Genomic DNA, 19704 nt, shown 5'->3' on the forward strand with positions numbered 1-19704 from the left:
AGCCTCTCGGATACTGGGCGCATGACACGCCGGACCGTCACCTGGATCGTCGGTGCCCTGCTGCTCGTGCTCGCCGGGGGTGCCACCGCCGCGGCGCTCTCCTCCCGACCGGACGACCGGGAGGTGGGCCGAGCCGTCGTCGTGACGCCCTCCCCTGCCCCGACCACGTCCCCCGAGCCCACGGACCCCACCCCGGTCCCCACGGGGACCACGCCGCCGGCGTCGGAGCCGCCGACGTCCGGCGGCGACGTCGCCCCCGTGGCCCCCGCGCCGCCGTCGACGGACGACGACGACGATGACGACGGGGACGACGACGGGGATGACGACGACGACGACGGGGACGACTGATGTCGCGACGCCCTCCGTCCGGTGGCGCGACGACGGCGGAGACCACCACGTCACCTGGACCTGACGCCACGCACGGCGACGACGGGCACCGGGCGAGCGACCGGCACCGTTTCGGGCTCACCGTGCGCACGCGGATGCTCGCGGCGTTCCTCGCGCTGTCCGCGCTCGCCCTCGTCGTCGCCGGTGGGGCCGCGTGGCTGCTGCAGCGCGGGCAGGTCGACGCGCGCACCGACGAGAGCCTGCGGCGGAGCGCGGTCGAGCTGACGACCCTCGGCGCCTCCGGCGTGAACCCCGTGACGGGCGAGCCGTTCACGTCGTCCGAGGACGTGGTCGTCGCCGCGATCCAGCTCGTGGTCCCCGCACGCAACGAGGGCATCATCGGGCTGCGGGCCGGGCGGGCGCCGCTCGTCTCGCAGCAGGACGTCCAGGTGCACCTCGAGGACGACGCCGAGCTCCTCGCGGCCGTCGCGCCGTTCATCGACGGCGAGATGAACGTGCTGCGCTCGATCACGACCGCCACGGCGGACTACCGCGTGCTCGTCGCTCCCGTCGCGGTGGCCGGCACGACCGGGACGGCCGACGCCACCGGGGCCGCCGCCGAGCCCGCCGCCCTCGTGCTCGCCTACGACCGCACGGCCGAGCACGCCGAGCTGACCCGCGTGTTCGGCACCTACGCCCTCGTCGCGCTCGGGGCGCTCGTCCTCACCGGGATCGTCGGGTGGGTCGTCGCCGGGAGGCTCCTGCAGCCGATCCGGGTCCTGGCACGCACCGCCCAGGCCATCGGCGACACCGACCTCACCGCACGCATCCCCGTCACCGGCAACGACGACCTCTCGCACCTGTCGCGGACGGTCAACGGCATGCTCGACCGCCTCGAGGGGTCGTTCGAGTCCCAGCGCCGGCTGCTCGACGACGTCGGTCACGAGCTGCGCACCCCCCTCACCGTGGTGCGCGGGCACCTCGAGCTCATGGACCCGCACGACCCGCAGGACGCGCGCGAGACGCGCGACCTCACGCTCGACGAGCTCGACCGCATGAACCGTCTCGTCGACGACCTCGTGACCCTCGCGACGGTCGGCCGTCCCGACTTCGTGCGCCCCGCCGAGACGGACGTCGGGCGCCTCACCGACGACGTGCTCGACAAGATCCGCACCCTCGGCGACCGGCGCTGGCTGGTCGACGCGCGCGCGGATGTCGTCGCTCCCGTCGACGGGCAGCGGATCACCCAGGCCCTCATGCAGCTCGCGGCGAACGCGGTGAAGTTCTCCGCACCGGGGTCGGTGGTCGCGATCGGGTCCGCCGTGTCCGACGACGGGGCGCGCCTGCGGCTGTGGGTGCGGGACGAGGGCGTCGGCATCCCGCCCGACCAGGTAGGTCGCATCTTCGAGCGGTTCGCCCAGGCGCCGTCTCCCGCGGGCCGCGAGCGCCCCGAGGGCGCCGGGCTCGGCCTCGCGATCGTCAGCGCCATCGCCGAGGGGCACGGCGGGCACGCGGCCGTCGCGTCCACCCCGGGCGTCGGCTCGACCTTCTCCCTCGACCTCCCGGTGCCCAGACCGAGGGAGGTCACGACGACGCACACGGCGACGGGCGGGAGCGCCGGCCCGGCGTCTCCCGCGGTCCCCGCACCGCACCGTGCCGTCCCGGCCGTGCCCTCCGCACCGGCCGGCCCGACGACCACGACGGCACCCACCGTGCCGACGGCCCGGACGCCGCTCCTGCCCGGCACCGAGACCGACACCGGCGCACCCGCGCGCACCGACGGAAGGACCACGCCGTGAGCCAGATCCTCGTGGCCGAGGACGAGACCCGTATCGCGTCGTTCGTCGCAAAGGGCCTGCGCTCCGCGGGCTACGCGAGCACGACCGTCGCGACCGGTCGCGAGGCGTTCGACCTCGCGAGCACCGGCGACTTCGCGCTGCTCGTGCTCGACCTGGGCCTGCCGGACCAGGACGGCTTCACGGTGCTGCGCCGCCTGCGCGAGACCGGGAACGCCATCCCGGTCATCATCCTCACCGCGCGGACGGGCGTGAACGACACGGTCGCGGGGCTGGAGGGCGGAGCCGACGACTACATGTCCAAGCCCTTCCGCTTCGAGGAGCTCCTCGCGCGCATCCGGCTGCGCCTGCGCACCGAGCCCGCGGGCGAGGTGACGGTCCTCAGCCACGGGTCGCTCAGCCTCGACCTGCGCACGCGCCGCGCGCGCACCGCCGAGCGCGAGGTGGACCTCTCGGCGCGCGAGTTCGCGCTCGCGGAGGCGTTCCTGCGCAACCCCGGGCAGGTCCTCAGCCGCGAGCAGCTCCTGTCGCGCGTGTGGGGCTACGACTTCGACCCGGGCTCGAATGTCGTCGACGTGTACGTGCGGTACCTGCGCAACAAGCTCGGCGCCGAGCACTTCGTCACCGTGCGGGGCATGGGCTACCGGCTCGCGGACGCTCCGCGCGCGACGCAGTCCGCGACCAGCTCCTGAGCACCCCGACGCCGCCGGCACGCCCGACGTGCCCTCGGCGCGTCGTGGTCGGCGTCCGTTCGCCGAGCTCGTGGCACGCGTCGTGCCCTCGTCGCACGGCTCGTGCCGGGACGACGACGCCCGTCCCGGTGCGGTGGGACGGGCGTCGTCGTGCGGGGGCCGGCCGCGGTCGTGGGCCGGTCAGCCGGCGGACTGCGGCGTCGGGGGCGTGACCGGCGTGTCGGCCGTCGGCGCGGTGCTCGGCGTCGGCGCGGTGCTCGCCGTGTCCGCCGTGGGAGCCGTGCTCGCGGTCGGCGCGGTGCTCGGCGTCGGAGCCGTGTTCGATGTCTGCGCCGTCTGCGCCGTCTGCGCGGTCTGCGCCGACTGCGCCGACTGCGCGGTGACCGTCGTGACCGACGACCCGTTCTGGACCGCGCTCGGGCTCGGTGTGCTGGTCGCGGTCGTCGCGGCCGGCGTCGACCCCTGCACCTCGACCGCGGGCGAGACGACGGTCGCGTCGGGAGCGTCGAAGACCCCCTGCGCGGTGGCGACGGTCGCGCCGAGGCCGACCGCCCCGAGAGCCCCCGTGACGATCCATGCGCTGCGAGCCTTCATGATCCTTCTCCTTCATGTCGTGGTGTGCGCGACCTCTCGGCCGCGTCTGGACCTGAGTCTTCCGGCGGGACGTGAGACGGCGAGGAGCCGTCGATGAGAGAGCTCTCAGAGAACGTGGCATCCGTGCCCCCGCGTGCCCCGGTCGCGAGCGCCGCCTCGGCGAGCTCCTCCGCGACGCGGAGCCACGCCGCGGCGAGCTCAGGCGTCGCGGCCCCGGAGGCGAGGGACAGCACGACGCCCGCGGCACGGGCCCGCAGCACGGCCGGGTCGACCACGGCGTCGAACGCGAGGAGGCACCGGTCGACGAGCCCGTCGACACCCTGGTAGTCCGCAGGGGACAGCGACGGCAGCACGGCGAGGTGCGCGACGACGCACGCCAGGTCGTCCACGCGATGGCCCGGTCCCAGCGTGTCGACGTCGAGCAGGACGCCGACCCGGACCTCACCGGACGCCGCGGCGCCGTCGGCCAGGAGGATGTTCGCGGCGTGGAAGTCGCCGTGCGTCGCGACGACCGGGCCGAGCCCGCGGGTGCCGACCGCCTCGACCGTCCGGGCGACCCGTCCCGTGCGCGCGGGGTCGAGACCGTGCACCTCGGCGGCGGTCCGGGCGTACCGCTCGACGCGGTCGGCCCAGGCCGGACGCCGGCTGAGCGTGGTCGCGGCGGCGGGCAGCTCGTCGAGGGCGCGCAGGAGCGCGTGCGGGTCGATCGCCGTCGCGCGCCCACCGGGCGCTGCCGTGGCGAGGTGCTGGGCGAGGGATCGCCCACGCTCCTCCTCCAGCACGACGACGCCGTCGGCGGACCACGTCAGGCAGCGGGGCGCCACGACGACGTCGCGCGGACGGTCAGGCCCGCCGAGCAGCGCGTGCCGGCGCACGAGCGACCGGACCCGGTCGGGCCGCACCACCTTGACGTAGACCGCACCGCGAGTGGTGCGGGCCCGCAGGACCGCGCGGCGCAGCGGTCGGTACGCGACGATCTCGACGGACTCGACGTCCACGCGCTCCCCCGCGGCGCGCAGACGTCGGGCGAGCTCCGCGGTGTCGCACGCGGCGGCCAGGCCGGGAAGCAGCGGGTCGGCCGGGTGCCGCCACACGTGCACGACGCGCGGCCCGTCCGCGAGACGCACCACGCCCGGACCGACCGCGTCGTCCGGGAGATCAGCGGTCGTCGCGAGCAGGTACTCGGGCGACTCGGCGACGGCCCGGGTCGTCGCACCCGGCGCCGCGGCCACGTCGCGCCGGGCGACGACGTCGTATCCCACCGTGACCTCGGCACCTGGACGCGCGTGCACGCGGTCGACGCTCCACGCCCCGAGTCGTGCGCCGTCGGCCCCGAGGGCGGCCGCGAGCAGGTCGGCGGCCTGCGGGGTGGTGAGCAGGTCGAGCCACGCGCGCTGGTCGACGGACACGGGGTCGGAGGTCACGGTCACGGCACCATCCCACCCCGGCGGCGTGTGGCACCTGTGAGACGCAGATGAGAGAGCTCTCATCCGGCCGGACGGTCGATCCGCTCCTTGACACTCCGCGACGACGGTGGGATCGTCGCAGCATGCCGATACAAACCCTGGCACAAACGGTCACCGTCGACCCGGTCCGGAGCGCCGCGCGGCGCCATGCCGGGGTCGTCGCCGGGTCCGCGGCCGCGGCGGGCGTGCTCACCGCGATGGTCGTGGCACGGGCCACGTCCGTCGTCGACGGGCTCGCCGAGGGCGTGCTCCTCGGCCTGGCGCCTGCGCTCGTCGGCGCTGCCTTCCTCGCCGTGCACGCGGTCGGCGAGCGCACGTGGCCCCGGCAGAGTGCCGCCGTCCGCTCGGCCACGCTCCGGCCGCGGACCGTGACGGACGTGGCACCCGCCGGCCTGCGCCGCCTCACGTGGGCGCTGGCGGCCGGGATCCTCGTCCTCGCCGCCGTGGGCGCGCTCACCGCCGGGGACGACGGCCGGTCGGTCACGCGGGTCGCCGGCGACGTCACCTCGACCGCCGGCCCGTACCCGGGCGCCTTCTACGGCGTCTGGCTCGCGCTCGGCGCCGTGCTCCTCCTCGCCGGGTCCGAGGCCGTCCTGCGCCTCGTCGCGCGACGGCCCGCCGTGGCCACGGTCAGCGCCGCGTGGGACGTCGGCCTGCGGCGCCTGTCGGCCCACCGGGTCCTGCGGGGTGTCCAGCTCACGCTCGCCGCGACCGCCGCGGGCATGCTCTTCTACGGCGGGACGGCCGCGGCACGGGTCGGCTACCCCGGCGCCGTCGCCCTCGCCGTCGTGGCCATGCTGCTCGCGCTGGGTTCGCTGGCCGTGCTGGTGCGCGCCGCCCCGGACCCCGACGCGGTCACCGGGCACGCGTCGCGCGAAGGAGCGCCCGCCGGTGCCTGAGCTGCGGGTCCGCATCGACCTGGGGTCCGGCGTCGCGCCCTACGAGCAGATCCGGGCCCAGGTCGTCGCGCACGTCGCGGCGGGCGGCCTCGTCCCCGGCGACCGCCTGCCCACGATCCGTGCGCTCGCGACCGACCTCGGTCTCTCGCCCGGCACCGTCGCGCGCGCCTACCGCGAGCTCGAGGAGTCGGGCGTGGTGACCACCCGGCGCCGGGCCGGGACCGTGGTGTCCGACGGGGTCTCCCCCGCCGATGTCGACGCCCGCCGCGCGGCGCGCGACCTCGTGGCGACCGCGCGCGCATCCGGGCTGAGCGACGAGACCGTCCTCGCGCTCGTCCTCGCCGCCCTCGGGCACGAGCCGGACCGGGTCGAGAGCTGAGCCCTGACCGGCGGGCCTGCACGAGCCACGGCACCCCCGGGTCGAGGCCACCGCGTCACGAGATCATCACGATCCTGGGTTCACCCGCCCGGGTCGCGGCCCGGAGGGCGTGGTCCGACGCATGATGGTCGTCCGCACCGCGCGGGCCGGGGCCGGCCGACGCGCGGAGACCGGAGGGGGACCGCCGTGGAGCAGGGACGGACCGGGCACGACGTGCCGCGAGGAGCGAACGCTGTGCCCGCACGAAAGGGCGGACACCGGGCCGGGTTGCTCCGCGTCGTCGTGCCGGCGGTCGTCGCCCTGCTCGTGCTCACCGGCTGCCAGGCCGGGCTCCCGGACATGGAGCCGGGGCGCACGCCGTCGGCCACCGCGGAGACGACGCCGGAGCCGACGAGCGACCCCACCGGCGAACCGTCCCCGAGCCAGACCCCGACGCAGGAGCCGACCCCCGAGACCCCGGAGCCCGCGCCCGAGCCCGAGCCCACCCAGGAGCCCGAGCCGGCGCCGACCCCGGAGGAGACGACTCCCCCGCCAGCCGCCGAACCACCGCCGCCCGCGGAGCCCGCCGAGCTCGAGCGCGGCGCGGAGGGCGACCGGGTCGTCGCGCTCCAGGCCCGGCTCGCGGAGCTCGGCTACTTCATCGGCGCGCCCGACGGCGACTTCGGTCCCGGGACCCAGCAGGCCGTGTGGGCGCTGCAGAAGGCGGCGGGCATATCGCGCGACGGTGTCGTCGGCCCCGCGACGCAGTCCGCGCTCGACCAGGGCGTGCGGCCGCAGCCCCAGACCGGGTCGGGCAAGGTCATCGAGATCGACCTCGACCGCCAGCTCCTCCTCGCCGTCGAGGACGGGCGGGTCGTGACGGTGATCAACGCGTCGTCGGGGAACGGGGAGCAGTTCGAGGCGAAGGGCCGGACCTACCGGGCCGGCACGCCGCGCGGGACGTTCCAGGTGGGCCGGCAGGTCGACGCGAACTACGAGTCGAGCCTCGAACTCGGCAGCATGTGGCGCCCGAAGTTCTTCACGGGCGGCATCGCCGTCCACGGCTCGGGCTCGATCCCGCCGTGGCCCGCGTCGCACGGGTGCATCCGCGTCGCGAACAGCGCGATGAACTGGATCTGGGACACGTGGGGTGCCCCGCCCGGGACGACCGTCGTCGTCTACTGACCCTGCCCGTGCGGGCAGCGCCTACAGCGAGGCCCCGACGAGGACCGGCTCCGGGACGAGCTCGACCCCGAACGCGTCCAGCACGCCGTCCCGGACCGCGCGCGCGAGCTCGAGGACGTCGGCGGCGCTCGCGCCGCCGCGGTTCGTCAGCGCGAGCGTGTGCCGGGTCGAGAGCGTCGCGGGGCTCGACGCTCCGTGCACGCCGAAGCCCTTGCCGAAGCCCGCGTGCTCGATGAGCCACGCGGCGGAGGTCTTGACGAGCGTCGGGTCGATCTCACCGAGGCTCGGGCCGGTGGTCCGGCTCGGGGTCGCGGAGCGCACCGGGTAGCGGGGCGCCTCGGCCGGCAGCAGGCCCGCCTGGTCGGCCGGCACGACGGGGTTGGTGAAGAACGAGCCCGCGCTCCAGCGGTCGTGGTCGGGAGCGGCGGCGTCGCCGTCGAGCAGCATGCCCTTGCCCGCGCGCAGCGCGAGGACGGCCTCGCGCACGTCCGCCATCGGCGCCCGCTCCCCCACCTCGACGCCGAGCCGGCGCGCGAGCTCGGGGTACGCGACGGGCGCGGAGAGCGAGCCGAGCCGTGTCTGGAAACCGACCTCCAGGACCACCCAGCGCGGTGACGGGTACCAGGGACCGGACACCTCTCCGTCGGCAGCGGCATCGGCTGCCGCCGCGACGTGCATCGACCGCTTGAGCACCGATGTGCGGTACCCGAAGCCCAGCTCGCCGAGCGCGAGCGTGCGCACGCGGCCGCGCGCGCGGTCCCACACGCGCACGGTCGAGACGACGCCCGCGACCTCCTGGCCGTAGGCCCCGATGTTCTGGACCGGCGCCGCGCCGACCGTGCCGGGGATGCCCGACAGCGCCTCGACGCCGACCCACTCCTCCGCGACGGCGCGCGCCACGAGCGCGTCCCAGTCCTGGCCGGCGGGGGCCGAGAAGCTCGCGCCGCCGCACGAGTCCTGCGCGTCGACCGTCACGCCCTGCCGCAGGTCGCGCACGACGACGCCCCCGAACCCCTCGTCCGCGACGAGCAGGTTCGAGCCGCCACCGAGCACGAGCAGCGGCTCGCCCGCGTCGTCGGCGGCGCGCACGGTGGCGATCAGCTCGGCCTCGTCGTGCACCTCGACGTAGCGGTCGGCGGGTCCGCCGACGCGCAGCGTCGTCAGCTCGGCGAGCGTCGGGTCACCGACGGAGTCGGGACGCAGGCCCGGCTCGGTCGAGGTGGCGGTCGCGGGGTCGACGACGCGCGGTGCGGCAGGTTCGCAGGTCACCCGGACAGCCTAGTTGGGGCGCTCGACGGTCGACGGTCGATCCTTCGCACCGGGGAGGTCGCCGTCCTCGACGGACCGGCCGCCCGCCGCGCCCGCCGAGCCCGCCGAGCCGGCCGCCGTCGGGAGCGGCCGCGCCGCACCGACGACGAGGAGCCCGACGACGACCGGGATCGCGATGACGAGCAGCGCCGACCGGTACCCGACCTCGTGCGCGAGGAACCCGATGAGCGGCGGGCCCATGAAGAAGGCCGAGTAGCCGATGGTCGCGACGACGCTCACGCGCACCGCGGCGCGCTGCGGGTCGTCCGAGGCCGCGCTCATCCCGACGGGGAACCCGAGCGCCGCACCCATGCCCCACAGGACGACGCCGACGAGCGCGAGCCACAGGCTCGGGGCGAGGCCGAAGAGCAGCAACCCGGCCAGCGCGAGCCCGGCGGACCCGCGCAGGACGGCGACCCGCCCGTAACGGTCGAGCAGGCCCGTCCCGAGCAGTCGCATCCCCGTCATCGCGGTGAGGAACACGGCGAGCCCCACGGCGCCCATGGCGTTGTCCGTGCCGAACCCGTCGACCACCGCGAGGCTCACCCAGTCGTTGGCCGCGCCCTCGGTGAGCGCCGCGGCGAGGACGACGAGACCGATGAGCAGCGTGCGCGGCTCGGTCCAGGCCGAGAGCGCAGAGCGGGCGCCACGCGACCGGTCGTCGCCGGGACCGTGGACGGAGACCGCGGTGGCGGGGTCCGCCCCGCTGGAGTCGTCCGCGAGCCGGGACCCGCCGCCGTCCGGCTTCCCGGCCGGGAGGAAGAGCCGCACGCACCACAGGACGGCGACCAGGCTCACGGCCACGGCCACGGCCAGGTGCCACTGCACGGGCACGTGCGTGGCCGCTGCCACGGCACCCAGGCCCGCTCCCGCCATCGTGCCGAACGAGAACCCGGCGTGGAATCGCGGCATGATCGCGCGACCCAGGCGCTGCTCGACGGCGGCGCCCTCGAGGTTCATCGCGGCGTCCCAGACGCCGGTCCCGACGCCGGTGACGAACAGCCCGACGCGCACGACCCAGTCCGCGCCCTCGGAGACGGCGAACGCGGTCGTCACGAGACCGGCGGTGTTGATGGTCGCGAAGATGATGACCGCGCGCGCCGCACCGAGGCGCTGCACCACGAGCCCGGACAGCGGGAGCGCGAGCAGGGAACCGACGGCCATGAAGAGCAGCAGCAGACCCATCTGGGACTCGGCGAACCCGAGCTCGTCGCGCACGGCGGGCAGCCGCGACGCCCAGGTCGCGAAGTTGAAGCCGTTGAGGAAGAACACCGCGAAGACGGCCCACGCGGCGAGCGCGACGGCGCGTGCGGGCGCGGGCAGGGACGGGGCGGTCATGCGGAGGTCTCCTCGCGGCGGTGGGGGGAGGTGCGGTGGGGACGACGGCGCCCGTGCCGGACGTCGCCGCGACGGCGGACGCGCGCGTGGCGGACGTCGTGCGGCGTCGCGTCGAGCGCCGGCGGGTGCGGTGCGGGTGCCGGGTCCGGGGTGGGGGCGGCGTCGTCCACCGTCCCATCCTCCCCCGCCTGGCGGGCGGCGAGCGCCGCGGGCGTGCGCAGCGGCGCCACCTGACGCGCGAGGAGGACGCTGAGGACCATCGCGCCGACGATGAGGACGAGCGCGTGCCGTGCGCCCATCGCCTCGGCGGCGAGGCCGAGGAGCGGCGGCGCGGCGAGCGACGCCATGGACGAGAACGCCGACACGACGGACACGCGCCCTGCGGCACGGAACGGCTCATCCGAGGCCGCCGCGATGCCGACGGGCACCGCGAGCGCGGCGCCGAAGCCCCACAGGACGACGCCGACGCCGGCGAGCGTGAGCGTCGGTGCGAACCCGAAGAGGACGAGCCCGACGATCGACGTGACGCCCGAGGCGCGCAGCACCGTCACCCGGCCGAACCGGTCGATGAGCCGCGTGCCCAGGAGGCGCATGACGGTCATCGCCGCGACGAACGTGCCGAACACCACCGCGCCGACGGCCTCGGTCTGCGCGAACCCGTCGACGACGGCGAGCGACAGCCAGTCGTTCGCCGACCCCTCGGAGAGCGCGGCGGACAGGATGACGAGGCCGATGAGCAACGTGCGCGGCTCGCGCCAGGCGCCGAGCGCCGCGCCGATGCGCGCGCCACGACGGGCGCCGCGGCGCGCCGGGCGAGAGCGCAGTCCGGCGGTCTCGACGTCGACGACGGCGTCGCCGAGCGACTCGAGGGCAGCGGACGCGTGCTCCGACGCGGCCCCAGCGCGGCGCGACCGACGGACGACGGCCGTGTCGTGCACGGTCGCGGGGATCGCGGCGAGCCGCCACACGAGGGCCACCGCGCCGGTGACCGTGAACTGCACGAGGACCGGCACCTCGCCGTGCGCGCACGCGGCGCCGATCAACGAGCCGATCACGGCGCCGACGGAGAACGCCGCGTGGAACTGCGGGAGGACCGTCCGCCCCATGCGCCGCTCGATCCCGGCGCTCTCGACGTTCATGGGCACGTTGCCGAGCGCGAACGCCATGCCGTTGAGGAAGATGCCCGCGGCGAGGAGCGCGACGGAGCCGGTGGCCGGACCGAGGCCGAGCAGCAGGAACGCGCCGCCGAACAGGACCGCGGAGACGGCGAACGCGATCCGGCCGCCGAAGCGGGTGACGAACGGTCCGGCGGCGGTGACGGTCGCGAGCGCCCCGACGGCGCCGGCGAGCAGCACGACGCCGAGGTCGGCGGGTGACAGCGAGAGCGCGTCGCGCACCGAGGGGATGCGCGCGAGCCAGCTCGACATCATGACGCCGTTGAGGGCGAAGATGCCGAGGAGGGCCCAGCGGGCGCGGGACAGGGAGGGCGTGTGCGCAGCACTCCCTCGAATCGATTCGATCCGACGGAGGACAGTGCGCTTCGAATCGATTCGAGGCATGGTCACCAGTGTGCGGGTACGCTGGCCGCGCGTCAATCGACATCCCGTCCGGACCAGGGCGGACGAGCAGGGACGGGCAGGCAGGAGCGTGATGAGCGGCACCCGCGGCACGACCGGCGGTACCGCCGGGGACAAGCCCGACCGCGGGGACGGCCCGGCCCCGGCGGCCCGGCCGCGCCCGACGCTCGCCAAGGTCGCCGAGCTCGCCGGCGTGTCCGTCTCGACGGCGTCCCTCGCGTTCTCCGGAGCAGGCCCCATCACGCCCGAGACGCGGGCGCGCGTCCACGCCGCCGCCGAGGAGCTCGGCTACACGGGGCCCAACCCGCTCGGGCGGCAGCTGCGGTCCGGGCGGTCGGGCGTCGTCGGGGTGGTCGTGGGCGACCAGCTGCGCCGCGCCTTCCGCGACCCCGTCGCCGTCCAGGTCCTCGACGGGCTCGTGTCCACGCTCGGCGAGAACGGTCTCGGCGTCCTCCTCATCCCCGGCATCCCGTCCGACGACCCGGCGCACGCCGTCGATCCCCTCGTCGAGAGCGCAGCGATGGACGTCGCGGTGCTGGTCTGGGGCGTCGGCGCCGAGGACGCGACGCTCACCGCGCTGCGTCGACGCGGGGTGCCGGTCGTCATCGGCGAGGGGCGCGAGGTCGAGGGCTCGCCGCTCGTGGGGATCGCCGACCGCCGGGGCACGGCCGACGTCGTCCGCCACCTCGTCGACCTCGGCCACACCCGGATCGCCGAGGTCTCGCTCCCCCTGGACACCTCCGACCGGAGCGGGCCGATCGACGCCGCGCGGCTCGCCCGGGTCGACCGGACCCCGACCGCGAACCGCCTCGCCGGGGTGCGCGACGTCGTCGAGCCCGTCGCGAGCTGGGAGACGGAGGCGTCGCTCGTCGAGCACGGCCGCTCGGCCGCGATCGCGCTGCTCGGCCGACGCGGGGACGACGACGCCGTCGTGCCGCTCGACCCCGCGACCCGACCGACCGCCGTCATCGCCCACTCCGACCTGCTCGCCGCGGGCGCGCTGCTCGGGGCGCGCGAGCTGGGCCTGCGCGTGCCCGACGACGTGTCGGTCGCCGGGTTCGACGGTCTCGACCTGCCGTGGCTCGCCCCGGACGTCCTGACGAGCGTCGACCAGCCCCTCGCGCGCAAGGGCGCGGAGCTCGGCCACGCCGTCATCGGCCTGCTGGCGGGCGAGGAGCCCCGGACGGTCGTGCTCGACGTCGAGCTCGTCGTCGGGACGACGACCGGGCCCGCACCGGTCGCCTGACGACGGACGGCGCGGGCCCGGAGCGTCAGGTCAGCGCAGCCCGCCCACCTGGAGCGGGTTCGCCCCCGCCGCGGCCATGAGGTACCAGGACGTCGCACCGACGTGCTGGACCTGGAAGTAGCCGAAGCCGAACCCGGTGTCGAGGAGGCTCGACGCCGCGACGACGCCCGACCGCTCGGGCAGCGCCGCCCCGCCGACCGTCTGACCCGCGCCCACGGAGTCCTGAGCGACCCGCACCTCGCGCAGCAGGTGGGCCGCCCGGTCGCGGTCGCGCTTCCCGCCTCTCCCCTTGTCGTCCTTGCTCTTGTCGCGGCCTCGCCCGCTCTTGTCGTCACGGTCCGCGAGCGCCGCCGCGAGCTGGGCGGTGCCCTCGAGCCACACGCCCTGCGGGTGCACGGGCAGCCCGTTGTACGACGCCGTCGACGTGAGGCTCGCGCTCGAGAACGTGACGCCCTCGACCGTCACGCCCGCCGGGAGCTGGGAGACGCCGTCGCCCGCCACGTCGCGCGCCGCGAGGGCGTCCGCCGCCCAGTCGAGAGCCCGTGCGTAGCGGCGGTCGCGCAGTGCGAGCCAGCCCCAGGTCTGCGGGTCGAGCGGGAGCGGGTCGCGGTTGATCTCGGTGCCGTCGTTCGTGCCGGTGTACAGGTAGCCGCCGTCGGGCTCCCACATGCGGTCGACGAACGCGCGCGCGTGCTCGCTCGCGCGGGTCCAGCGCCGGTCCCGGGTCGCGGCGGCCAGCTGGCGGAAGAACGCGACGCAGTCGACGTTGTGCTCCGTCGAGCCGTTCGGGACCGGTGCGTTCGCGGCGTCGACACCGAACGAGAACCCGCCGAGCGGCTGCGTCGACCACGTGTTCGCGACGATCCACTCCGCGATCCGGAGCGCGCCGCGCAGGTAGCGGCGGTCGCGCGTCGCGGCGTGCAGGTGGAGCAGCGCGATCCCGGGCCAGGCCATGTCGCCGACCGCGGTGCCGAGGAACCCGAACTGCCAGCCGATGTTCGCCGTCCCGTCGGGTAGCACCAGGCCGTGCTCCTGCGGCGTGCCGTCGTAGAACACGTACGGGCCGACGTTGTACGCCTGGCGCAGGCGGCCGTCGTCGTGCGCCGGGTCGTTCTCCTGCGCGAAGAGGAAGCCGTCGCCGAGCGCGCGGGCGCGGTCGAGGTGGTCGCGGCCGGCGGTGAGCGACGCACAGATCGCGAGCGCGTTGTCGTAGACGAACGCCGTCGAGAACAGCCCGAGCTGGTCCGCGTACGACTGCGCGAGGCGCGGCCCGGGGTTCTGCTCGGGGTAGGCGTCCGTCATGACGTCGAGGAAGCCCTGCGCGCGACGGACGGACCCGCGCTGGTCGCCGCCGTGGGAGCCCCCGTGCCCACCGCCCGTCGGCAGGACGGGCGTGGCGGCGGTCGTCGCCGACGCCGGTGCGGCCAGCAGGGTGGTCAGTGCCGCCGCTCCGGCACCGGAGAGCGCGAGAAACGCGCGACGGTCGAGCGCGCGACCGGGACCGGGACGCCGGTCGACGGGGGCAGGGTCGTGAGGGTCGGGCAGGGTCATGAGCGTCTCCTTCGACGTCGGCGAACCGTGCTCACCTACGGTAGTGGGAGCGTTCCCACCTTGGGAAGGGTCCACGGTGTCCGGCGCGCCGCGCGTCGTCGGAGTCCCCGCGTGAGCGGGACTCAACCTTCCGGAGGTCTCGCACGTGTCACAGTCATGACCGTGAACGCTCTCGCCCTCTCGGAGGACGACCACGCGCCCGACGACGGGCCACCCGACCAGATCACCCTCGTCCGGGTGGCGACGGACCGCGAGCAGGAGTTCGCCGACTTCATGGGCGCCGCCGCACCCCGCCTCGCGCGGACCGCGTGGCTCCTGTGCGGGGACGCGCACCTCGCGGACGAGCTCGTCCAGCAGGCGCTGACCAAGACCTACCTGCGCTGGACGACGGCGCGCGAGCGCGACCCGTACGCCTACGCCCGGCAGGCGCTCGCGACCTCCCGCATCGACCAGTGGAGGCGACGGCGGCGCGAGGTCCTCGTCGCTCCTCCCGACGTGCCCGAGCACCCGGCCGGACCGGCGTCCGCCGAGACGCACGCCGAGCGCGACCGGCTCGTCCGCGCGCTCGCGACCCTCACGCTCCGCCAGCGCCGGGTGGTCGTGCTGCGCCACCTCGTCGGGATGACGGAGCGGGAGGTCGCGGACGACCTCGGCGTCTCCGTCGGCACCGTGAAGTCGACGGCGTCGCGCGGGCTCGCGCAGCTCCGGTCGGTGCTCTCCGCGGCGGACGCCGCGGACGCCCACCGGACGCCCACCGGGGCACAGGCCACCGGCCGTCGCCAGTCACCGTCACCGCTCGTCGACCCCACCGAGGGGAGCCCTTCATGAACGCCACCCTGCCCCGCCCCGACGAGGACTTCGCCCGCACCCTGCGCGACCGGCTCGACGCCGCCGCGCCCACGATCGACGTCGACACGTCGCGCGTCGTCCCGGCCGCACGGCGCGTGCGAAGACGCCGGGTCGTCACGTCCGTCCTCGGCGCGACCGCCGTCGTGTCGGTCGGCGTCGCGGTCGGCGTGGGCTGGACGACGCAGCCGTGGGCGGTCGACCGGACGACCGACGTCCGCCCGGCGACCGTGGCGCCCGTAGCTCCCGTAGCTCCCGTAGCTCCCGACGAGGAGACCCCGACGGCGACCGACCCCGGCTGGCCCGACGCGCCGTACTGGCACGTGCGCCGCGAGATCCACGAGGTCGAGAGCAACGGGGACGAGCGCGTCGACGTCGTCGACGAGTGGTTCGGCAACGACCGGCCAGGGCTGATGATGAACGACGGCGACCTCGAGTCCGCCATCGGGATCGGCCTGCATTCCTGGGGGCAGGAATTTCTCCTGGCCGGTGAGCGGGTCGACATGGGGTGGGACGTCTTCTACGCCCTCCCCGTCGACCCCGCAGGGCTCGAGACCGTCCTGCGCGACAACGTCGCCCTCTTCCAGGGGGAGGACGCGAGCGAGGACGCGGTGCTGCAGATGGCCCGCACCATCATCGGGCGCACCCCGGCGCCACCTGCCGTGCGGGACGCGCTGTGGACGGTGATGACGAACCAGCCCACGGTCACCACCCTCGGCGAGGTCCGAGACTCGCGCGGACGCGTCGGCGTGGGCCTGGAGTCGGTGGTCACCGCCGACGGCGAGGGGACCGAGCCGGTCCAGACCACGCTCACCCGGTACGTGTACGACCCCGTCGAGCACCGTCTCCTCGAGGTCTCGGGAGCGGTCACGTCAGGGCGGCCCGAGGACTCCGGAGAGGTCGTGCTCACCTCGCGGGACACGTACCTCGAGGAGGGCCCCGCCGACACGCTGCCCAAGGAACCGAGCCTGGAGGACAGCGGCTGCGTCTCGTGGGAGGTCTGCTGACCCTCTCCACCCAGGAACGACGACGGCGCCGCACCCGGACAGGTGCGGCGCCGTCGAGCGTGGTGAGCGGGCGATGCCCGGCCGGGTCTCGCCCGAGGCGCTGCCGGCGGGCCCACGTCAGAGCCGGACGACCGCCTGGCTCTTGCCGAGCACGCGCGCGCCCTCGAACATCACCGTGAGGTCGACGCGCACGGTTCCGGCCTCGGCGTCGACGGCGCCGACGGTGCCGGTGACCTCGAGCGTCGCGACGCCCGGGTTCGGGACGGGCACGGGGCGTGTGAAGCGCGCCTGGTAGTCGACGACCGCGCCGGGGCCGCCCGCCCAGTCCTCGACGAGCGCGACGGCCGCGCCCATGGTGAACATGCCGTGCGCGATGACGCCCGGCAGGCCGACCTCGGCCGCGAACGCGTCGTTCCAGTGGATCGGGTTGAAGTCGCCGCTCGCGCCCGCGTAGCGGACGAGGCGGGCGCGGTCGACCTCGACCGTGCGGGTCCCGACGACGTCGCCGACCGAGAGGTCCGCGAGGACGGGGCGGCCGGCCGCGTCGGCAGGCTCGGTGCTCATGCATCCTCCCCGCGGACGGCGAGGGTGGAGCGGACCGTCGCGACCGGTGTCCGGACGGGCGCGTCGTCGTCGCCCGGCGACTCCGCCAGGATCTCGCAGCGCGTGGTGACCATCGCGAGGCCGGCCCGCTCGACGATCGAGTCCACGTGCAGCACGGTCACGAGCTCGTCGCCCGCGACGATCGGCCGGTGGTGCGTGAAGCGCTCGTCCGCGTGGACGACGCGCGAGAAGTCGATGCCCGCCTCGGGGTCCTCGATGAGCTGCGCCTCGGCGCGCTGCGCGACGACGACCGCGAACGTGGGCGGTGCGACGAGGTCCGGATAGCCGGCACCCCGCGCCGCCACGAGGTCGTGGTGCACGGGGTGCAGGGAACCGACCGCCGCGGCGAACTCGCGGAGCTTCTCCCGGCCGACGGAGTACGGGGCGTTCGCCGGGTACTCGCGACCGGCGAAGTCTGCGTTGATCGCCACGGGTCGGGTGCCGGACCGCTGGGTCAGCGGGTCTCGCGGTGCGCGGTGTGCTTGCCGCAACGCGGGCAGAACTTCGCGAGCTCCAGGCGGTCCGGGTCGTTACGACGGTTCTTCTTGGTGATGTAGTTGCGCTCCTTGCAGTCCACGCAGGCCAGCGTGATCTTGGGGCGAACGTCAGCGCTCTTGCTTGCCACGGTAGTGAGCCACCTCTCGCGCCTCCGGAGGGCGCTTGTGCTGTGCAGGCCGCACGACGCCGGCCGCCGTACGGAGATTGTCGAAAGTGGTAGCGGAGGCGGGGATCGAACCCGCGACCTCACGATTATGAGTCGTGCGCTCTAACCATCTGAGCTACCCCGCCGCATGAGGCGAACGCGAGGTCGTCTCGCAGTATTCCAGCAAGACGACCCCGCGTCACCACAGAGCCCCGAAAGGGAATCGAACCCTTGACCTTCTCCTTACCATGGAGACGCTCTGCCGACTGAGCTATCGGGGCAGCGCGGAAAACTCTACACGCAACCGGGCCGGGTACGAAATCGGCGGGATTCCGCCAGTCCGGGCCCGCCTTGGCTCGGCCGGCACACCGGTGACGAACCACGACGGGGCGCCACCGTGAGGTGACGCCCCGTCGCTCCGGTGGCAGGTGAGGGATTCGAACCCCCGAAGGCTGAGCCGTCTGATTTACAGTCAGATCCCTTTGGCCGCTCGGGCAACCTGCCGTGTGGAGCTGTCGCGCACGACCGACCCGTGCAACGTCCTGCGGGGTGGCCATGGCGGCGAGCCAACGATACAGCCCGTCCGGCCGCAGTGCGAAATCCGCTCCGCGGCGGGCTCCTAGAGTGGTCTCGTGACCGACCCTGCTCCCTCGCCGGAGCGCACCCCCTCCACGCCGGAACGCACGCCGGGCCTCGACGACACCGCCGCACGACCCGACCGGCATCCCGCACCCGCCGCCGGCGCCCTCGACCGCCGAGGTGTCCTGTTCGGTGCTAGCGCCTACGTCCTGTGGGGCGCGATGCCGCTCTACTTCCCGCTCCTGGAGCCCGCCAGCCCGCTCGAGATCATCGCGCACCGCGTGGTGTGGAGCCTCGTCGTGTGCGTGCTGCTGCTCGTCGTCGCCCGACAGCTCGGCCGGTTCGCGCGCGTCCTGCGCAGCCCGCGCACGCTCGCGCTGCTCGGCGTCGCCGGCGTGCTCGTCGCCACGAACTGGACGATCTACGTGTACGGCGTGCTGTCCGGCCACGTGCTCGACGCCGCCCTGGGGTACTTCGTCAACCCGCTCGTCACCGTGCTCCTCGCGGTCGTCGTCCTGCGCGAGAGGCTTCGGCCGGCGCAGTGGGTCGCCCTCGCGATCGGCACCGCCGCGGTCGCCGTCATCACGGTGGGCGTCGGACGCGTGCCGTGGATCGCCCTCGGCGTCGCGTTCAGCTTCGGGCTCTACGGCCTCGTGAAGAACCGCGTGGGGCGCAGCGTCGAGGCGCTGCCCGGTCTCGCGGCCGAGACCACGACGATCGCGCCGCTCGCGCTCGCCTACCTCGCGTGGCTCGGCGTCTCGGGCAACGGCACGTTCTCCCCCGACGACCCCGCTCACGCCCTCCTGCTCGCGTCGTCAGGCCTGGTCACCGCCGTCCCGCTGCTGCTGTTCTCGTCCGCGGCGCGCCGCATCCCGCTGTCGCTCGTCGGCATGCTCCAGTACCTCGCGCCCGTCCTGCAGTTCCTCTGCGGCGTCCTCGTGTTCCACGAGCACATGCCGCCCGCGCGGTGGGCCGGCTTCGTCCTCGTGTGGCTGGCGCTCGTCGTGCTCACCGTCGACGGTGTGCACGCCGCGCGGGCGACCCGGCTGGCCGCTCGCACCTGACGGCCCGGGAGCACCCGCGAGGCGCGTCGGGGGGTCGTCCCCGGCCGGCCTACGGCCGTCGGGGCGGCGCGCACTCGACTACGGTGGACCCAGCACCCGCACCCGTCCCCGAGGGAGGGCCACCATGGCCGACTCGTCGTTCGACATCGTCAGCAAGGTCGACCGCCAGGAGGTCGACAACGCGCTCAACCAGGCCGCGAAGGAGGTCGCGCAGCGGTACGACTTCCGCAACATCGGCGCCTCCATCGCGTGGAGCGGCGAGAGCATCGTCATGGTCGCCAACTCGGCCGAGCGCGTCCTCGCGATCCTCGACGTCTTCGAGACGAAGCTCATCAAGCGCGGCATCTCCCTCAAGTCGCTCGACACGGGTGACAAGGAGCCCAAGCCCTCCGGCAAGGAGTACCGCCTCGCCGCGACCCTCAAGGAGGGTCTGTCCAGCGAGAACGCGAAGAAGATCACCAAGATCATCCGGGACGAGGCCCCCAAGGCCGTCAAGACGCAGATCACCGGCGACGAGGTCCGGGTGACGTCGAAGTCGCGCGACGACCTGCAGACCGTCATCGCGCTGCTCAAGGCCGCCGACCTCGACGTCGCGCTGCAGTTCACGAACTACCGGTAGTCGCGG

Annotated in this window: 20 protein-coding genes and 3 tRNA genes; 11 read left to right on the plus strand and 12 right to left on the minus strand. The window is 74.9% G+C overall.

Translation table 11 applies throughout. From position 1 onward, the window contains the following. Window positions 1-21: 21 nt before the first annotated feature. Genes ACZCLJ_RS08150 through ACZCLJ_RS08160 form a run of 3 tightly spaced genes read left to right on the plus strand, consistent with a single transcriptional unit; the run spans window position 22 to window position 2815 of the window. Entirely contained in the window at window positions 22-348 is a 327-nt protein-coding gene (locus ACZCLJ_RS08150; RefSeq protein WP_463106071.1) for a hypothetical protein, read from the plus strand. Next, window positions 348-2126 carry a sensor histidine kinase gene (locus ACZCLJ_RS08155; protein ID WP_463106072.1) on the plus strand — a complete coding sequence of 593 codons (1779 nt, stop codon included), beginning with the start codon at window positions 348-350 and terminating at the stop codon, window positions 2124-2126. The genes ACZCLJ_RS08150 and ACZCLJ_RS08155 overlap by 1 nt, the downstream gene beginning before the upstream one ends. Further along, window positions 2123-2815, plus strand: a complete 693-nt coding sequence (locus ACZCLJ_RS08160; RefSeq protein WP_463106073.1) for a response regulator transcription factor — start codon at window positions 2123-2125, stop codon at window positions 2813-2815. The genes ACZCLJ_RS08155 and ACZCLJ_RS08160 overlap by 4 nt, the downstream gene beginning before the upstream one ends. A gap of 180 nt (window positions 2816-2995) precedes the next feature. Here the strand turns inward: ACZCLJ_RS08160 and ACZCLJ_RS08165 are convergent, their stop codons facing one another. After that, the gene (locus ACZCLJ_RS08165) at window positions 2996-3409 is read right to left on the minus strand and encodes a hypothetical protein (RefSeq protein ID WP_463106074.1); all 414 of its coding nucleotides are present in this window, start codon (window positions 3407-3409) and stop codon (window positions 2996-2998) included. Beyond that, complete coding sequence (locus ACZCLJ_RS08170; protein ID WP_463106075.1) at window positions 3406-4833, minus strand: phosphotransferase; 1428 nt, start codon at window positions 4831-4833, stop codon at window positions 3406-3408. The genes ACZCLJ_RS08165 and ACZCLJ_RS08170 overlap by 4 nt, the downstream gene beginning before the upstream one ends. 125 nt (window positions 4834-4958) lie before the next feature. On the opposite strand from ACZCLJ_RS08170, the gene ACZCLJ_RS08175 reads away from it, so the two are divergent. From ACZCLJ_RS08175 to ACZCLJ_RS08185, 3 genes are all read left to right on the plus strand, one after another. Beyond that, on the plus strand, window positions 4959-5774 hold the full coding sequence (locus tag ACZCLJ_RS08175; protein ID WP_463106076.1) for a hypothetical protein: 816 nt from the start codon (window positions 4959-4961) through the stop codon (window positions 5772-5774). Beyond that, complete coding sequence (locus ACZCLJ_RS08180; protein ID WP_251153506.1) at window positions 5767-6153, plus strand: GntR family transcriptional regulator; 387 nt, start codon at window positions 5767-5769, stop codon at window positions 6151-6153. Before ACZCLJ_RS08175 ends, ACZCLJ_RS08180 begins: the two co-directional genes overlap by 8 nt. Window positions 6154-6387: 234 nt before the next feature. After that, window positions 6388-7317, plus strand: coding sequence for a L,D-transpeptidase family protein (locus ACZCLJ_RS08185; protein WP_463106077.1), 930 nt, complete (start codon window positions 6388-6390; stop codon window positions 7315-7317). 21 nt (window positions 7318-7338) lie between these two features. Here ACZCLJ_RS08185 and ACZCLJ_RS08190 read toward each other — a convergent pair whose 3' ends face one another. The 3 genes from ACZCLJ_RS08190 to ACZCLJ_RS08200 all read right to left on the minus strand — a co-directional run bounded on the left by ACZCLJ_RS08190 (window position 7339) and on the right by ACZCLJ_RS08200 (window position 11393). Then, on the minus strand, window positions 7339-8520 hold the full coding sequence (locus ACZCLJ_RS08190; RefSeq protein WP_463106378.1) for a UDP-N-acetylmuramate dehydrogenase: 1182 nt from the start codon (window positions 8518-8520) through the stop codon (window positions 7339-7341). 75 nt (window positions 8521-8595) lie between these two features. Beyond that, entirely contained in the window at window positions 8596-9963 is a 1368-nt protein-coding gene (locus ACZCLJ_RS08195) for an MFS transporter (RefSeq protein ID WP_463106078.1), read from the minus strand. Continuing rightward, window positions 9960-11393, minus strand: coding sequence for an MFS transporter (locus tag ACZCLJ_RS08200; RefSeq protein WP_463106079.1), 1434 nt, complete (start codon window positions 11391-11393; stop codon window positions 9960-9962). Before ACZCLJ_RS08200 ends, ACZCLJ_RS08195 begins: the two co-directional genes overlap by 4 nt. Window positions 11394-11613: 220 nt before the next feature. Here ACZCLJ_RS08200 and ACZCLJ_RS08205 point away from each other — a divergent pair, with 220 nt between their 5' ends. Continuing rightward, window positions 11614-12786 carry a LacI family DNA-binding transcriptional regulator gene (locus tag ACZCLJ_RS08205; RefSeq protein WP_463106080.1) on the plus strand — a complete coding sequence of 391 codons (1173 nt, stop codon included), beginning with the start codon at window positions 11614-11616 and terminating at the stop codon, window positions 12784-12786. Between the two features lie 30 nt (window positions 12787-12816). On the opposite strand, the gene ACZCLJ_RS08210 is transcribed toward ACZCLJ_RS08205, so the two are convergent. Then, window positions 12817-14337 carry a Tat pathway signal sequence domain protein gene (locus ACZCLJ_RS08210; RefSeq protein ID WP_463106081.1) on the minus strand — a complete coding sequence of 507 codons (1521 nt, stop codon included), beginning with the start codon at window positions 14335-14337 and terminating at the stop codon, window positions 12817-12819. 162 nt (window positions 14338-14499) lie between these two features. On the opposite strand from ACZCLJ_RS08210, the gene ACZCLJ_RS08215 reads away from it, so the two are divergent. Together ACZCLJ_RS08215 and ACZCLJ_RS08220 are read left to right on the plus strand one after the other, a co-directional pair. Beyond that, window positions 14500-15165 carry a SigE family RNA polymerase sigma factor gene (locus ACZCLJ_RS08215; protein WP_463106082.1) on the plus strand — a complete coding sequence of 222 codons (666 nt, stop codon included), beginning with the start codon at window positions 14500-14502 and terminating at the stop codon, window positions 15163-15165. Further along, window positions 15162-16190 (plus strand): hypothetical protein, encoded by a 1029-nt coding sequence (locus tag ACZCLJ_RS08220; RefSeq protein ID WP_463106083.1) that lies wholly within the window; start codon window positions 15162-15164, stop codon window positions 16188-16190. Before ACZCLJ_RS08215 ends, ACZCLJ_RS08220 begins: the two co-directional genes overlap by 4 nt. A gap of 117 nt (window positions 16191-16307) precedes the next feature. On the opposite strand, the gene ACZCLJ_RS08225 is transcribed toward ACZCLJ_RS08220, so the two are convergent. The 6 genes from ACZCLJ_RS08225 to ACZCLJ_RS08250 all read right to left on the minus strand — a co-directional run bounded on the left by ACZCLJ_RS08225 (window position 16308) and on the right by ACZCLJ_RS08250 (window position 17940). After that, complete coding sequence (locus ACZCLJ_RS08225) at window positions 16308-16754, minus strand: MaoC family dehydratase (protein ID WP_463106084.1); 447 nt, start codon at window positions 16752-16754, stop codon at window positions 16308-16310. Then, window positions 16751-17224 carry an FAS1-like dehydratase domain-containing protein gene (locus ACZCLJ_RS08230; protein ID WP_463106085.1) on the minus strand — a complete coding sequence of 158 codons (474 nt, stop codon included), beginning with the start codon at window positions 17222-17224 and terminating at the stop codon, window positions 16751-16753. Before ACZCLJ_RS08230 ends, ACZCLJ_RS08225 begins: the two co-directional genes overlap by 4 nt. 23 nt (window positions 17225-17247) lie before the next feature. Then, window positions 17248-17418, minus strand: coding sequence for a 50S ribosomal protein L33 (gene rpmG / locus ACZCLJ_RS08235; RefSeq protein ID WP_021482899.1), 171 nt, complete (start codon window positions 17416-17418; stop codon window positions 17248-17250). 87 nt (window positions 17419-17505) lie between these two features. Continuing rightward, a tRNA-Met gene (locus tag ACZCLJ_RS08240) sits at window positions 17506-17582 on the minus strand. Window positions 17583-17644: 62 nt separating this feature from the next. Beyond that, window positions 17645-17717 (minus strand) — tRNA-Thr (locus ACZCLJ_RS08245). A 141-nt stretch (window positions 17718-17858) separates the two neighbouring features. Further along, window positions 17859-17940: transfer RNA gene (locus tag ACZCLJ_RS08250), tRNA-Tyr, on the minus strand. A 128-nt stretch (window positions 17941-18068) separates the two neighbouring features. Here ACZCLJ_RS08250 and rarD point away from each other — a divergent pair. Further along, window positions 18069-19079: an EamA family transporter RarD gene (gene rarD, locus ACZCLJ_RS08255; protein WP_463106086.1), complete on the plus strand. Its 1011-nt coding sequence runs from the start codon at window positions 18069-18071 to the stop codon at window positions 19077-19079. A 124-nt stretch (window positions 19080-19203) separates the two neighbouring features. Further along, on the plus strand, window positions 19204-19698 hold the full coding sequence (locus tag ACZCLJ_RS08260) for a YajQ family cyclic di-GMP-binding protein (RefSeq protein ID WP_251153499.1): 495 nt from the start codon (window positions 19204-19206) through the stop codon (window positions 19696-19698). The last annotated feature ends 6 nt before the right edge of the window (window positions 19699-19704 follow it).

Source organism: Cellulosimicrobium sp. So1_17, assembly GCF_055181235.1.